This window comes from Brunnivagina elsteri CCALA 953 (assembly GCF_002289455.1).
In the GTDB taxonomy this organism is placed as follows: Bacteria; Cyanobacteriota; Cyanobacteriia; order Cyanobacteriales; family Nostocaceae; genus Brunnivagina; species Brunnivagina elsteri.
In genome coordinates this window covers 22,312-36,868 of record NZ_NTFS01000012.1, presented here as the reverse complement: position 1 = coordinate 36,868, position 14,557 = coordinate 22,312, and the positions used below count along the sequence as shown (strand labels likewise).

General features: G+C 39.1%; 13 protein-coding genes. 6 read left to right on the top strand and 7 right to left on the bottom strand.

Going from position 1 to position 14,557, the window contains the following annotated elements:
* The first annotated feature begins 84 nt into the window (after positions 1-84).
* Entirely contained in the window at positions 85-2,940 is a 2,856-nt protein-coding gene (locus CK510_RS02160; protein ID WP_095720119.1) for a sensor histidine kinase, read from the top strand.
* Between the two features lie 374 nt (positions 2,941-3,314).
* Here CK510_RS02160 and CK510_RS02155 read toward each other — a convergent pair whose 3' ends face one another.
* Positions 3,315-4,451, bottom strand: a complete 1,137-nt coding sequence (locus tag CK510_RS02155) for a cob(I)yrinic acid a,c-diamide adenosyltransferase (protein WP_095720118.1) — start codon at positions 4,449-4,451, stop codon at positions 3,315-3,317.
* Positions 4,452-4,831: 380 nt separating this feature from the next.
* Between CK510_RS02155 and fraC the strand changes: the two genes are divergently transcribed.
* The 3 genes from fraC (at position 4,832) to CK510_RS02140 (ending at position 7,457) form a co-directional block, all read left to right on the top strand.
* Positions 4,832-5,395, top strand: a complete 564-nt coding sequence (gene fraC, locus CK510_RS02150) for a filament integrity protein FraC (RefSeq protein ID WP_095720117.1) — start codon at positions 4,832-4,834, stop codon at positions 5,393-5,395.
* Positions 5,396-5,496: 101 nt separating this feature from the next.
* Positions 5,497-6,594, top strand: coding sequence for a septal junction protein FraD (gene fraD, locus CK510_RS02145; protein WP_095720116.1), 1,098 nt, complete (start codon positions 5,497-5,499; stop codon positions 6,592-6,594).
* A gap of 83 nt (positions 6,595-6,677) precedes the next feature.
* The gene (locus CK510_RS02140; RefSeq protein ID WP_095720115.1) at positions 6,678-7,457 is read left to right on the top strand and encodes an ABC transporter permease; all 780 of its coding nucleotides are present in this window, start codon (positions 6,678-6,680) and stop codon (positions 7,455-7,457) included.
* 75 nt (positions 7,458-7,532) lie between these two features.
* Here the strand turns inward: CK510_RS02140 and CK510_RS02135 are convergent, their stop codons facing one another.
* The gene (locus CK510_RS02135) at positions 7,533-8,441 is read right to left on the bottom strand and encodes a carbohydrate ABC transporter permease (RefSeq protein WP_095720114.1); all 909 of its coding nucleotides are present in this window, start codon (positions 8,439-8,441) and stop codon (positions 7,533-7,535) included.
* Positions 8,442-8,517: 76 nt separating this feature from the next.
* Between CK510_RS02135 and CK510_RS02130 the strand changes: the two genes are divergently transcribed.
* Both CK510_RS02130 and purN read left to right on the top strand, forming a co-directional pair.
* The gene (locus tag CK510_RS02130; RefSeq protein WP_095720113.1) at positions 8,518-9,087 is read left to right on the top strand and encodes a hypothetical protein; all 570 of its coding nucleotides are present in this window, start codon (positions 8,518-8,520) and stop codon (positions 9,085-9,087) included.
* 37 nt (positions 9,088-9,124) lie between these two features.
* Entirely contained in the window at positions 9,125-9,820 is a 696-nt protein-coding gene (purN, locus tag CK510_RS02125) for a phosphoribosylglycinamide formyltransferase (RefSeq protein ID WP_245911809.1), read from the top strand.
* A gap of 446 nt (positions 9,821-10,266) precedes the next feature.
* Here the strand turns inward: purN and CK510_RS02120 are convergent, their stop codons facing one another.
* The 5 genes from CK510_RS02120 to CK510_RS32265 all read right to left on the bottom strand — a co-directional run bounded on the left by CK510_RS02120 (position 10,267) and on the right by CK510_RS32265 (position 14,342).
* On the bottom strand, positions 10,267-11,013 hold the full coding sequence (locus tag CK510_RS02120) for a DUF1995 family protein (RefSeq protein WP_095720112.1): 747 nt from the start codon (positions 11,011-11,013) through the stop codon (positions 10,267-10,269).
* 340 nt (positions 11,014-11,353) lie between these two features.
* Positions 11,354-12,709 (bottom strand): UDP-N-acetylmuramoyl-tripeptide--D-alanyl-D-alanine ligase, encoded by a 1,356-nt coding sequence (locus CK510_RS02115; RefSeq protein ID WP_095720111.1) that lies wholly within the window; start codon positions 12,707-12,709, stop codon positions 11,354-11,356.
* A 389-nt stretch (positions 12,710-13,098) separates the two neighbouring features.
* On the bottom strand, positions 13,099-13,542 hold the full coding sequence (locus tag CK510_RS02110) for a tellurite resistance TerB family protein (protein WP_095720110.1): 444 nt from the start codon (positions 13,540-13,542) through the stop codon (positions 13,099-13,101).
* A gap of 368 nt (positions 13,543-13,910) precedes the next feature.
* On the bottom strand, positions 13,911-14,108 hold the full coding sequence (locus CK510_RS02105) for a hypothetical protein (RefSeq protein ID WP_095720109.1): 198 nt from the start codon (positions 14,106-14,108) through the stop codon (positions 13,911-13,913).
* Between the two features lie 96 nt (positions 14,109-14,204).
* Positions 14,205-14,342, bottom strand: a complete 138-nt coding sequence (locus CK510_RS32265) for a hypothetical protein (RefSeq protein WP_169926993.1) — start codon at positions 14,340-14,342, stop codon at positions 14,205-14,207.
* Positions 14,343-14,557: the final 215 nt, after the last annotated feature.

Sequence of the window (14,557 nt, the reverse complement as noted above, 5' to 3'; positions counted from 1 at the left end):
CCCCCTGAACTATAGATTAGAGCAATATTTTGGGCATCTTATATAATATCAACCTATATTAATTAATATTTAAGCGATTATCAGATGGGGCAGTCACAACGACCTATAGCCGCCGAGCAGCATATTATCTCCTTGGGACGGGTTCTTCAAAGCCTTAGGGAAGAAGATAATGTTGATGTTCTAATTGAAACAATTATTTCTTTTGTCAAAGACCAGTTTGACTATAACTTGGTGTGGGTAGCACTTTACGATCGCTTGAATCACATCTTGATTGGTAAAGGTGGTGTTGCTCCGCAAGGGAATAATAATTTTTTAAATCAGCGTTTAGTATTGAGTCCAGGGGATTTATTTGAGCAAGTAGTAATCGAACAACGACCAGTTGGGGTTGCCGATTTACGGGCAGAAACGCGGACAGAAGGATGGCAGGAGTTTGCCAAAAAGCATGAACTCCAAGGAACTATTATCCTGCCAATTCGCTACAAAGACCGATGTTTGGGCTTACTCATGCTGGCTTCGTCTCGTTGGGGTTATCTTTTGCCCACCGATGCTAAAGCGAGATTGATGATGGTTTTGGGGGAACTTGCCGCAGCGCTGCATCAATATGAGATGAATTGGCAGCAAAAACAAACTAAGCGCTTGGAAGTGCCGCTTTTAGACTTGTTACAAAAATTACAAAGTTCCAGTAACTTCGAGCAGCGTTTAGGGACTGTCTTACAAGCAACACATGAATTTGTAGCTCCAAATCATACCCATATTTATTGGTTTGAGCGGGAAGGAAGGTATTTTTGGCGACGATGCAGCAACCATCACAGCCAGAAAAATAGCTTGCCAGGGATTAGGGATAAATCTTCGGCAACTTCGATTACCGTTGAGGAATTGAGTGATTTTTATTACGCTTTAGCGGTGAATGAAATTGTATCGATTGGGGAAGGTAGGAGTTCCCTGAAAAGTCATTTTACAGCCCAATTGATGGAACGCTTAAACGTGCGATCGCTCCTGGCGGCTCCAATTATTTGGCAAAAGGATTTACTGGGATTTATTGCGGTAGAAGCGAATGAAGCGCGGATTTGGAAGGAAAACGATAAAAGCTTTGTTCAAGGGGCAGCAGGTTTGATTTCCTTGGCATCTCCAGTTGAAAATATGGAATTAACAATCCAGTCAATTCGCGATGAAGCTCAATTAACAAATCAAGTTGCCAAAGGTATTTACAGCGAATGTGACTTTGAAGAAACCCTGAGTATCTGCGCTAGTAAAATTTTGGAACGTTTGGGAGCTACCAGATTTATATTGCTCTATCACAATCCCGACCAAAATAGATACGAGATTTTGCATCAAAATCAACCAAACAACCGTCGTTCCTTAAATTTTAACTTTGATACCTTGCGGGAAGTCGATTGGTTACTGTTGCAGCGTAGTGAAGATGCGATCGCAGTCGAAAATTTAGAGGAAGATTTACGATTTTATAATTGGCGATCGGCATTGCTGGAAGTGGGAGTTCGCTCTTTTATAGTCACCAATTGCGCTATCGGAAAAGCACCCGAATCCCTATTGCTCATCACCCATGAAAGCGACCGTGCTTGGACAGTTCAAGAAAAACAACTAATCCAAATTGTCAGCCAGCAGGTTGGTGTAATTACTCGGCAGTGGCAACTTTACCACAATACCGAACAGCAAGAAAAAATTATGCAAAGCTTTCAGGGTTGTTTACAGGTTCTCGAACAAGCACAAAGCGCTAATAGTGAACCCGGTAATCAGCACCTCGAAATTATTTCCTTGCGACAAATTGCATCGGTTCTCAATTGTCCTTTAGTCTTGATGCTTTCGTGGTTGCCTGGAGAAAACTACGCTGAAATTATACCAGGTGTAGTCACAGATAATTTTGTTGTTAAGACAGATACCTTAGTGCCAATTAAAGCCGAAGCTTTGATTCAATGGGGACTCACAAGCCAGGGGATACTCGCAATCAAAGCCGATGACCTACCCGAAGATACCCGGAAGTGGATGCACGGAGTAGAAATTGGTCAAATTTTATTACTGGCATTACGTACAGAACCAGATTATGAACCCACTGGTGTAGTCATAATGGCAGATACATTACAGCGTCGTTGGTCAGAAAAAAGCTTAAAAGCCACAGAAACATTAATTTGTCAATTAGCTTGGTCACGAAGACAAAAGCTAGTCACGCAAAATTTACTTGATAATAAGAAAGAATTACAACAACTAAACTGGTACAAACATCAAAAATATCAAGAAAATCAACGTAATTTAGCCTCATTAATTTCCCAAATTAAAGACTTAGGCATTCCCAAAACAGACTTTTTGCAGGTACGCTACCAACAAATGTTACGTCAGATGGAAAACACTAATACATCGATCGCAGGATTATTACAAACCGAACAATGGCAATTGCAGATTGCAAATGACAAGATACCTATCGCGACTTTACTCAAGCGATCGCTCGAACGAGTCGATAGTTTACTCAAACAACAAAAATTATGGATTGGGATACATGGCTTAGGGCAAAACATTACCGATGATAGCAACAGTCGCGAAAAAGCAAACGTCCGATTATCCCAATACTCACTAATATTCATCGGTGATATCACCAAAATGGAACTTGTATTAAATGAATTATTAGTAGCAGCGTGCGATCGCTCTATATCAGGAGGCAGAATTGACTTTTGGTGTCGTCGCTTAGATGAGCATTTCCTAGAACTTTCCATCACCGATAACGGTAGTATCAACCAACAACTACTTATTGAACTTTACCAAGACACTCCAAAAGATATCCTAGTCCCATCACACTTAGACCAACCCCCAGGTTTGCACTTACTTATTTGCCAAAACCTCATGCAACAAATGGGAGGGGAATTACACTTCTATCAACTTCCAGACGATCGTGTTGTTAGTCGATTATTGTTACCACTTGCAGTTAAGTAATTGCTTCTACTTTGTATTTTTTCACCTTTAGCTTAAGTACTGTGCTTTTTCCTAAATCCTTGGTGAGTAAGCTTTTTAAGACTTAACGGGAAAAGTCAGTTCCTATTTGTGCGATCGCATGGTTTGCGGATATTGTACCGATACATGCGATCGAAACGGTGGAAATAACTAGTGTTTTTATATACTACCTGCCTTTGGTGGTGAAAACAGTGGTAAACATCATTAACATCCCACCAAGAAGAATTGCGATCGCAATACCACCAGTTATCATATCTAATGTACTTTCATCTACAGCCATTAGTTTTTCCTTAGTCTAAGTGTGTCGTAATTGTAGGATATCAGGATTGAGGGTTGTAAAAAGACGATTACCAAGTTTAATAATCTACACCGCGTTTGAGTTCAGCGCCTTGGTTAGCGTAGTGTTTATGACAGTAAACTTCGGAATGTATTGTTGCTAAATCGAAATATGCAGGTTGGTTTTGACAGCGACCTGTGATAATAACTTCAGTATCGCGGGGTTTGCGGAGTAGAGCCTGGACGATTGGTTCCACAGGTAATAACTCCAAATCGACTGTGGGGTTGAGTTCGTCGAGGATGATGGTTTTGTATAATCCTGAAGCGATCGCAGTTTTGGCAATTTCCCAACCCCGTTCGGCTTCGACATAATCGAGTTCTTGACGGGAGTTTCGCCAGACGATCGCATCCTGTCCACAGCGTTGGTGGTCTACGACTTCGGGATAGGATTGCTGTAAAGCTGCGATCGCGGCATCTTCGGTGTAACCGCTTCCTCCTTTGAGCCATTGCATTATCAGTACACGGGTGGAACCTGGATGATTTATACCACGACCAATTGCTTGTAATGCCTTTCCTAAAGCGCTTGTAGATTTACCTTTCCCCGCACCAGTATAAATTTCAATACCTTGTAATCCATGAATTTTAGCAGCCTCATGGTGGTGAGGCTTCATTTCCGAATGTAAATCGGCAATATCGAGTAGTTGTTGTGGTGCCGCACGTCCAGTGGCAATTACTTCTAATTCATGGGGTTTAGATTTAAGAGTTTGAACGACTTCATCAACCTCAAGTAAACCTAAATCCAGAATGGGGTTAATTTCGTCTAAAACCACAACCGAATACAAACCAGAAGCGATCGCACCTTTGGCAACATTCCAACCCCTTGCAGCTTCTTCACGATCGAAATTAATAATCGCGTCAGGTCCAAAAAACTCATCCCTCCCGGTACGAACTTGGTCAATCAGGTGAGGAAACCCACTTTGGAGAGCTGCGATCGCGCCATCTTCATCGTAATCCCGTTCCGGTCCTTTGAGGAACCGTAACAACAAGACGCGGTTAGAGTTATTCGGTGTATTGATACCTAAACCAATCGAGCGCAAAACCACACCTAAGGCAGCTTGAGACTTGCCTTTGCCCGCACCATCATAAACGTGGATTTGCCCTGTCACCCTTTGTTGACGCACTTGTGCTGTGCGAATACCGATGCCGTTCCTTGTCATCTTCCCAAACGCTGTAACGTGGCGTTTTCCATCTTACCGAATGTTTCGTACTATCAGGAAGAGAAACTCTTGAGTTATCGGCAATAGATTTTATACAATGGTAGGCTGTGCCATTCGTTCATATGCGAAAAATTAATTATGCGATCGCTACCTGGCTGAGGTAAATTACCCCTGACTACATACCTAAAATATGTCTTGGGAATGGTAGATTATTTGAAAATTGCCAAGGGGTTTTAAGAATCGACTTTACTCTTGTCAAAGTTAAATTCTCAGAAAAATTATCCATCAAACAGCCTCAAAAGCTGGAAAAATGGGATAGTTTTCCCCAACAGTGACGACAGTACAGCTATACTTTCTCAAGTTATATACCCAACAGTCGTATGTTTGATTTACCAGTTTTTCCCTTTTTTGATTTAGCCCCAGTATTTCCACTGGGAGCAATCTTGTTCAATTTTTTGTTTTTTACAGTTACAATTCCGGTAGAAGCTTATATTCTGGCAATTCGACTCAAATTTGACAAACGCACTAGTATATTTTATTCCATAGGGATTAATCTGTTTTCAGGGGCACTCGGATGGCTGATCTTTTTTCTCATTGAGCCAATTTTACCACTAAGATTAAAGTCAGATTTAATCAATGTCGTATTTTTTGACCAGTTTAATCCTAGTATTCGTCCTTTAGTTGTTATAACTGCTTTTATTATTTTCTTTGCAACATTTCTAATTAAATTTGTCTTGTTAAAGCTGGCTTTGCTCTCTCTCAGGGATATTAGCAAACCACCTCAACCTACTGAACAAGCTTCTACTCGGAAAACATCCCGTCGCACGGGTAAGTTGAAGTTGCAAAATACTAACTTGTTAACTACTATCTTGATTGCCAATTCTTTGAGTTACAGCTTTATTAGTCTCATTATGCTGCTACGAACAATCAGGACAAATGGTTGATAATTAACTTGTTAATGAGTCATAGATAATTTTTTAATTCAAAGTCCACAATCAAAACTCATTGACTACTGACTATTAACCAATAACTACTAACTAAAAATATGCAAATTGTAAGGGATTTATTTGGTCTATTTGGGGTTGTGGAATTTGTCTACGAACGTATCCGGATTATATTAGTTCCACCCCGCGCTTACTCGTGGCAAATACTAATTTATCTAAGTGTATTTTCTTGGGTAATGTCATCGCTTTCTGAACCACCTATTAAGGGGATAATTTCTTTTTTTGGATGGTTCTTTTTAATTGCTGGAACATCTTGGTATACTACCGATCAACCCTTACTTATTCCCGGAACAAATATGCCAGTTGGGGCAGTCATAACTGGTTTTTTGATTAGTGTTTTTGCGTTTGGACATGAGCAGGACGTACTAACAACTAGAACTATTGTTTTATGGCCCTCAATCGCTGCTGTACTTACTGCTATTCCAGAATTTTTTGAAGGCAGTGGAATAGATGTAAAACGTCAACTTCCAAAGGCAGAAATACGCCAAAGAATTATTGTTTTACTTGCTTGTAGTCTAATATTAAGCTGCTGGCTACAACTTTATTTTACTGTTGATAAATGGGCAAGACAATACCCCAGTATCCAAGCAGATAAGATGGTTCGTAGTACTTTTGTGATTAGAACTGAACCCAAAAAAGACTTTCCTGAAAATGGAGCTTTAATCTTAAATCGCTTGCAACCAAGAGTAGAAGAACAATTAAATAATAGAGTCTGGTCACAAGTTGAACGTTGGTTGATTGAAGCACCTTTAAGAAGGGATGCTTTGGGGAATTTAACTGGAAGGGTTAATGCTTTGGGGAACGAGGTGATTCAAAACCTGAGTAAACAAAGCGGTAAAAAGGTTAATAATGTTGAACAACAGAGAATTGAAGAATGGCAATTATGGAATGTTGATGCAAAGGTATCTAATCAAAAAGATGGTGGATATAAATTAGATTTATTAAGTATTTGGAATGGTCCTATTTCCAATTCTCAGGGTTCTTTTTTGAGTAAATCCTGCCAAATCGATCCAATTTCAATCCCCGCAAATTTGGGAACAGTAAATATCCAAAAACCTGGTGAAAAAATTCTCGTTTCGGAAGTTAAGTGCGAACCGAAATCTCAGTATTTCCCTGATTCTCTTCCAGCAAAGCAGTAGTTTTCAGACAAAGGGAGGATATATCATAATGTTTTCTATCCTCCATATCCACTAAGTATTAATTATTAATTCTATCTAAAAATATGAACTTAAATAGACCTTTTGTACTAGCTGGTAATGTATTTAGAGAAGTGGTACGCGATCGCATCCTATATATCATTGGTATTTACGCTCTCATACTTGCTGTGGCAATGCGTTTATTACCAGAGTTAGCAGCATCTACCGAAGCTAAGATGTTTCCCGACTTTAGTTTAGCGGCAATGAGTGCGCTAGGTACTATTGTGGCGATATTTGTGGGTACGAGTTTGGTAAATAAGGAAATCGAAAAACGCACGATTTTGATGTTAATTGCCAAACCTGTCAGTCGTGCTGAATTTATATGTGGTAAATTTCTGGGATTATCGGCAGTTTTAGCAGTACTTGTTGTGGCAATGACAGGTATTTTCTTGGGATTTATGCAACTTGCCAAGATATCCTACTCGATTCAGAGTATTGCGATCGCATCTTTATTTTTAATCCTACAGCTTTGTTTGATAGCTGCTGTCTCAATTACTTTAAGTGTATTTACCAGTTCGCTACTCGCAACAGCTTTAACTTTTGGTGTGTATTTGATGGGTAATATCACCCAAGATTTACTTAAACTAGGTAATCTCAGTCAAAATCCTGGTATCGAACGCATCACCAGAGGGCTTTTCCTTGTGCTACCTGACTTATCCCGTTTAGATTTAAAAAACCAGGCAGTGTATGGGATGAAAGCATTACCCAGTTCAATTGCATTACTTTCCAATGCAGGTTATGGCTTATTATATAGTGCCATGTTAATTGCGATCGCGATTCTCATTTTCTCCAAACGTGAATTTTAGTCTCCGCGAAACTCTGCGCTTACCTCCTCTTCTCTCTGCGTTTAAAAGCCAAACTGTAAGGTATTTTTAGTACAATTAACTATCCTCAGTCCAAGTTCGTAACTGTAAATAAACCAAGACTAAAGTAATTCCTAAAAGTACAGTTGCTGCTGCTGCTGCGTAACCAAAATCAAATTGAGCAAATGCTTCTTGATAAACATAGAAAACTAGTAAATTTGTCGAATTTAAAGGACCACCACCAGTCATAACATAAACCTGTTCAAAACTTCGTAAAGTAAAAATAATTGTCGTCACAATTACAAATACTAAAGTTGGACGTAACCCAGGTAAAGTAATATGCCAAAATTGCTGCCAAGGTTTTGCTCCATCCAATTCAGCAGCTTCATAACGACTAGACGGAATTGTTTGTAAACCTGCTAAGAACACAACCATATTAAAACCTAGTTGTTTCCAAATACTCAAAATAATCAACACTGGCATTGCCCAAAATGTATCCCCCAACCAAGAAATTGGTACAATTCCAAACATATTTAAAAAGCTATTAATTGGTCCATCTGTTTGAAATATCCAACGAAAACCCAAACCTGCGGCAACTAGTGAAACAATAGAAGGTAGAAAATAAGTTGTTCTTAAAATACCTCGCATTGGAATATTCTTATTTAAAAGTACAGCTAAACCTAAGGGAATAATCAAGCTAGGAATAACAGTAAAAAAAGTAAAGTAAAAAGTATTACCAATTACTTGCCAAAAATCAGGATTAAGTATTAATCTTGCATAGTTTTTTAAACCAACCCAATAAGTACCTGCTGATGTAAAACTTCCAGTTGTAAAGCTGAGAATAAACAGGTAAATTATAGGGAAAATTATAAATAATCCTAATAAAATCAGTGCTGGAGAGAGAAAAATCCAAGCAGCTAACGTATCATTATCTAATATGTGACTTTGATTATTACGGTGAGTATTTGTGGTATAATTTGTATCCATTTGCTTTCCTAGTGGCAAATATTCAATAATTGTGAGATTGTTTTAAATCTGGATAGCCTTTAATTTTAGACAACCAATGAATAATAACTATTTTAAGTTGAATCGATTGCAGTTTATTCACCACCTCAAAACAAAAAATGTCTTGATTGGCTTAGTTCTGACAACCACTATAATAGTTCAGCCAGGAATAGTAAAAGCAAATCAAACTCCACAACCATCTCAAACAACACCATCTAGCCCGATTAAACAGCAACTAATAGGACATTGGCAAGTGAAAAATCTCACGAATTCCCAAGTGATAAATTTTATATTCACTCCAGATGAAAAGTTATTTATGTGGGGAGAATTTGAGAAAATTGCGTATGGGATGAATTACAAAGTTAATTCCGAAGCAAAACCAATCCAGCTAGACATTATCCCGAAAGACCCAAGTCAAAAGGTGGAAACAATTTTAGAGATGACTGTTGATGGTAAAATGCGATTAGAAATCCTGAATGCAAATCCAGGACAATCCAGACCAAATAGTTTTTCTCCTGATACACCAATATTTGAAAGGATATCGCAAACCACAGTTCCACCAAAGAATATCAAATTTGTTGACCCAAGCGATAAGCAAAGCTTAATGCCAGAGGCATATCGCAAATAATCATCATAATGTAGAGACGCGATATATCGCGTCTCCCATGTATAATATTTCATTTTTACCTACATTCGCGATCGCAATGGAAACTGCTGCTTTTAGTTCAACCCCAAGCTTAATTTCTCCTTCTATCAACAAACCTTTCCTCAGTCAAGAATTAAATCGAGGGAATGTGGCAAAATTAGGAATATTAGCTTCTGGAGATGGGAGTAATTTTGAAGCAGTTGCCCAAGCAATTCAAACACGACAACTCAATGCCAAAATTGAGGTTTTAATCTACAATAATCCTGATGCATACGTAGCCAAACGGGCAGAAAATAGCAATATTCCAGCAGTTTTATTAAATCACCGCGATTACACACAACGCGAAGATTTAGATACAGCTATTGCTAAAACTTTACAACAATACAATGTCGAAATAGTGGTGATGGCAGGATGGATGCGAATAGTTACACAAGTCTTAATTGATGCATTCCCTGATAAAATAATTAATATTCATCCGAGTTTACTACCAAGTTTTAAAGGCTCACGAGCAATAGAACAAGCTTTAGCAAGTGGTGTAAAAATTACTGGTTGTACAGTACATTTAGTTTCTCTAGAAGTTGATAGCGGCAAAATTTTAATGCAATCTGCTGTACCAATTTTGCCAGAAGACACCTTAAAAACCCTACATTCGCGAATCCAAGCAGAAGAACATAAAATCTTACCTGCGGCAATTGCGATATACCGACTGCATTAAGCTTCGCTTATCGCATTAGAACACAAATAAGTGGTTACGCAAAATTAAATATATATCACCATTGTGGGTAGAGCAGAGTATTTACAAGGGTTTGAGCTTTTCGGAATGTATGATTAATTTTGCACGACTACTTATCCCCACATACATAATAATCTCGTAGGGGCAAACAACCGTTTGCCCTAATTTCTATTACTTTTTAGAGTATATTCGACTTTCGTAAAATACTATCCAGGGTGGGAAAACCCCACCCCTACAGCATTTTCAACCAAGCTTGGGGGTTTAATTCCCCTGCCTAATGACGGCAGCGTGTTTTGTGTCGGGGTAAAATCCCCGTTACAAAACATAATTGCGTAGCTTTAGCTTCTCGCTCTGCGAGTATTACGAATTGCGAATTGTTTCGATGGGTTTGGGGTACTTAAATTTCGTGAAATCTACTGTATCTCTCGCTAATTACCTAATGCTTTCAAAAACCTTTGTAACCCTCGCATCATACTAGGTTTTTTTGCTGGCACAGTTTCCCCATTTGCAGTTGTAGTTGCGGGTTGTCCTTTTGCTAAAATCTGATCGAGTTCATCACCCGATGGTTTATTATCTAATTCGGCAACTCTCTCGTAGTTACCAGCATTTTCTACCCACACTTCCCAGATTCCAGGATAGCAACGAAGTACTGCGGCTTCTTCAAATATCGGACGCAGGTAATAACAAGATTCAATAGTACTAATAAAACGCTGTCGGGTTTGTCTTCCTGCATAGCCAATTCCCACTGTTCCCGCATCTTCAAGACGGGGATTTAGCATAATGAAGGGACGATTTTCGCCAATTGCCTGACAAATTTGTTCGATTTGGGGTATTTCTACCGATGTTGGAGAAATAAACAGGAAAATTTCGTCTTCTGGCTTGACTTTTGACTCAATTGATGCTGCTCTACCCGTACCAACATCTTCAATTTTATAGGGTACATCAGCCCATTCGCGACGGGCAAGGGCACAAGCACCAGCATCAGCAAAAAAGATTTTGAGTTTATCTCCGTAAGGTTCAAAAATGGGGAGGAACTGTTGTGCCACGGGCATAAATTTGAGTTCGGGGAACAGTAAGTCAACTTGCAAGCGAGTTTTTCCGTCAGCTAAAGCGGCTTGGGTTCCTTGCTGTGCTTGGATAATAGCGTCTTCTAAAGTCTTTGGCAATTCAGACATATTATATATAAATTGGGCAACGGGAATTGGGCTAAAAACTAGGCTACTGTTGTGTTCAGTAGTACAACCAGAATAAAAGAACCCCAGCCTAACCCTCCCCTTATAAAGGGGAGGTAACTGGATTTTTATTTTCCCCCCTTATAAAGTGGAGTTAGGGGGGATGATTTCCGGGATATGAAGGGAAATCAGACTTGTGTATATGGGTTGCTAAATTATGATTTTACAAGGCATTTGCCTCTGGTGCGATATACCTTGGACATTCAGCAAAAAAAACCCGCTTTCTTGAGAAAAACGGGCTGAATTAGGAAAATAATTAATTTTAAGTAATGTTAATTGACTTTTAGACGGAAAATTCTGCCTGTAGCTGACTAACCACTCGATCGAGTCCAACTGAGTGGGCAGCTTTGAAAAGCAATCTATCCCCTTCCTGGATGTAACCCTTTAACCTTGCCACCATGTCGGCATGATTAGTGAAAGACTCCGATGGGATTCCTGCGGCACTTGTGACGATAGTTTCCGCATCTTCCCCGTCAACCAACACCAACAAAGCATCTAAATCTAAACTTTTGACCATCTCACCAACCAGCTGATGTAATTGGTGCGATCGCTCTCCTAATTCTTTCATTGCACCTAATACGGCAATTCTCCTTGTTCCCGGAGTTTCTGCCAATAAATTTAAAGCTGCTAACATTGCTTCCGGTGCAGCATTATAGGTTTCATCTAATATAATTACATCATTGGGTAACATAATTTTCTGCGATCGCCCAGATGGCATATCCACCACAACCCCCGACTTTAAAGATGACCAGCTAATATCAAAGACTTTAGCCACTGCCAAAGCTGCCAAGAAATTGCTGGCATTGTGTCGTCCTGTCAAAGGTAAAGGTAAAGCCATTCCCCCAACCTTGATATTGTTGTGATCGATTAATTCTCCCTGGATATCCCCCCCCGATAAACCATAAGTAATCACTTCACCTTGCCAAACCTTCCCTGCCATCTCCATCAATAACGGGTTGTCATGGTTGAGAATTGCCACACCATCGGGGGGCATTTCCGCCAAAAGTTCGCATTTTGCCTGTGCGATCGCGACTTCCGAACCCAACAACTCAATATGTGCCGTTCCCACATTGGTAATTACCCCAACATTCGGACGAGTAATTTGCGTTAATTCGGCAATTTGTCCCTTCCCCCGCATTGCCATTTCAATCACCGCAAAATCATGGTCATCCCTAAGTTCCAATAAAGTCTTGGGTACACCAATTTCATTATTGAAATTTGCATGGGTTTTGTGAACCCTCCCAGCAGTTCCTAAAACTGCTGCAATCAACTCCTTCGTAGTAGTTTTACCCACCGAACCCGTAACCCCAATCACGGGAATATTAAACTGATTACACCACCAACGACCAAGTTGTTGATAAGCGACAAGTGTATTTTCCACCTGTAATACAGGAAATTGCGTATCTTGGTACTCAAAATCAACAATTGCCGCGATCGCACCTTTTTTAATTGCCATCTCGACAAATTGATGACCATCAAACTTTTCACCACGCAATGCTAAAAATACCTCACCAGGCTGAAGTAATCGCGTATCTGTTTGTATACCAGTACTTAAAAAATCAAGAGAAATGTCAGATATATTAACTTTTTTGGCAGAAAGAACATCGACTAACTGAGCGAGGGTAGCGAAACAGGGCATCTTACTTAGCTTTTCTTTTTGAGTGGTTCATTTTTTATATTCCAGGGTTAGTAATCAACGCAAGGAAAAAAGTGAGGAAATGGAAAAGTGTTTAAATACTATAGTCTTTACGTAAATTCAGGAAGTATGAAAGTTAACATTTTTACTTAGTTGTTCCAAATAACTTGCGGTGCTTGCAAAATATGTGTTGAAAATCAGTTATATACAAATTCTTTACATAAAGCAAATTATTTTTTACTGCCAGCAAAAAATAACATCGAAAAGGCACAGCTAAACTCTTTGGGGGTTTACCACTGCAACAAGGTTAAAACCTAGTCCAATGGTTCGCTGTGCCATTAATTATTGATGTAATTGTTTGGAGAATTATACCTACCACCGGAAATTAGACATTATCCGCGATTTTTAATTATCATCACTTCGAGAATGCGGGTTGCAACTTCAGCATCCAAACTCAAAGCTTGGTATAAATCGTTTAAAAATTCCTGTTCCTCTTGAGCAACAACACCATCAGCCAAAATTAAATCTGTAGCCACTGCAAAAGCCGACTCACGCAGTTCGTAAGGTAAAGAATCTTTCGCGCTGTCAAACAAGCTATTCATTCCCTCACGACGCAAAATACCCAAAAGCTTATCAAACATGCGCTGCATCACCTCATTCGGGTAGCTGCGATACATCTTCATCCGCGATAGTGCTAAGGAAATTCCCCGTGATTCCTCTTCAGAAAGATACCCATCAGATGCGATCGCAGATAATGTAATAGCAGCAAAAGCCTCTGCCGGACTTAAAGCTTCTTTTACCGTATGATTACTTAGTACTTTGTCAAATAAACCCATTTTTGTGTTATCCTTTTCTTGGAAATATTTAGAAATGACGTTGCACTAGTTAAACAGCTGACAGGCATGGTAACTTGTGTAACGTCGCTTTTCTCTTAATCTAAGTATTCCCAGAATTGGGTAAAAAGTAACACTAATATCTCAGTATTGATTTTGGGCATGAAAAAATTGAAGATACTCCATCAGGTATCTAATTTCTATCCGCGATTTTTAATCAGCATTGCTGTCTCTACGGAGATTTCGAGGATTTGATATAGATCGTACAAAAAATTCTTTTCTTCATCGGTAATATAACCGGGTTTCTAGATCAAATCTGCCGCAACAGCAAACGCTGCTTCTTGTAACTCATGCGGTAATAAACTCTTGAACTAAATACTCATTGAACTTTGTTCTGGAGTCCAAAAACCTTGTCGAATAAACCCATTATGACTTTCACCTAAGTTGAGTCTCAATGGCAATGTCATTACCTGTAGTAAAATCCTCAAGGTAAATTCACAAAGATAACTACGAGATATTCGTAACTTAGTATTTCCAATGTTGCGAACTAGCTTGCCATCGGTTTTCATTGGCTCCAGAAAAACAACTAAATTTTTATGACTACGGAATATTAGCGAAACTTAATGTTGGGATGAGAATCAATCTGCCATCAAATGTGAATATTGTTACCTGTCACCAGTTTTTTCAATCGATTCAATCACTGCTAAACCGATTCCCGATGCTCCGACAAGCAATACTACTGAAGCTAGAAAGGCGTTTACAAGCATTTGGAGAGCATCACCGAAGAAAATATAATCACCCATTTTTTTGTCCTCCTAATTCTCACATGGTATTTGGGTCTGTTTACTAATCTATTTATTGCTTCACACCCCAGCCGTCAAATTTCGTTAAAAATCTGCAACTAATCGTATCTTAACAAAACTTTAGGAAAATAACGACCAGATTTTCAAAAAATCCTTCTCAAGATTGGATGACTTTTGGATGATAGTTTGTTAAACCTTTATACCTATGATAGATT

What these genes read in the sequence shown, in the direction of transcription:
- CK510_RS02160 (WP_095720119.1), top strand. Translation starts at nt 85, where the DNA reads ATGGGGCAGTCACAACGACCTATAGCCGCCGAGCAGCATATTATCTCC.
- CK510_RS02155 (WP_095720118.1), bottom strand. Translation starts at nt 4,451, where the DNA reads ATGACAAGGAACGGCATCGGTATTCGCACAGCACAAGTGCGTCAACAA.
- fraC (WP_095720117.1), top strand. Translation starts at nt 4,832, where the DNA reads ATGTTTGATTTACCAGTTTTTCCCTTTTTTGATTTAGCCCCAGTATTT.
- fraD (WP_095720116.1), top strand. Translation starts at nt 5,497, where the DNA reads ATGCAAATTGTAAGGGATTTATTTGGTCTATTTGGGGTTGTGGAATTT.
- CK510_RS02140 (WP_095720115.1), top strand. Translation starts at nt 6,678, where the DNA reads ATGAACTTAAATAGACCTTTTGTACTAGCTGGTAATGTATTTAGAGAA.
- CK510_RS02135 (WP_095720114.1), bottom strand. Translation starts at nt 8,441, where the DNA reads ATGGATACAAATTATACCACAAATACTCACCGTAATAATCAAAGTCAC.
- CK510_RS02130 (WP_095720113.1), top strand. Translation starts at nt 8,518, where the DNA reads ATGAATAATAACTATTTTAAGTTGAATCGATTGCAGTTTATTCACCAC.
- purN (WP_245911809.1), top strand. Translation starts at nt 9,125, where the DNA reads ATGTATAATATTTCATTTTTACCTACATTCGCGATCGCAATGGAAACT.
- CK510_RS02120 (WP_095720112.1), bottom strand. Translation starts at nt 11,013, where the DNA reads ATGTCTGAATTGCCAAAGACTTTAGAAGACGCTATTATCCAAGCACAG.
- CK510_RS02115 (WP_095720111.1), bottom strand. Translation starts at nt 12,709, where the DNA reads ATGCCCTGTTTCGCTACCCTCGCTCAGTTAGTCGATGTTCTTTCTGCC.
- CK510_RS02110 (WP_095720110.1), bottom strand. Translation starts at nt 13,542, where the DNA reads ATGGGTTTATTTGACAAAGTACTAAGTAATCATACGGTAAAAGAAGCT.
- CK510_RS02105 (WP_095720109.1), bottom strand. Translation starts at nt 14,108, where the DNA reads ATGAAAACCGATGGCAAGCTAGTTCGCAACATTGGAAATACTAAGTTA.
- CK510_RS32265 (WP_169926993.1), bottom strand. Translation starts at nt 14,342, where the DNA reads ATGGGTGATTATATTTTCTTCGGTGATGCTCTCCAAATGCTTGTAAAC.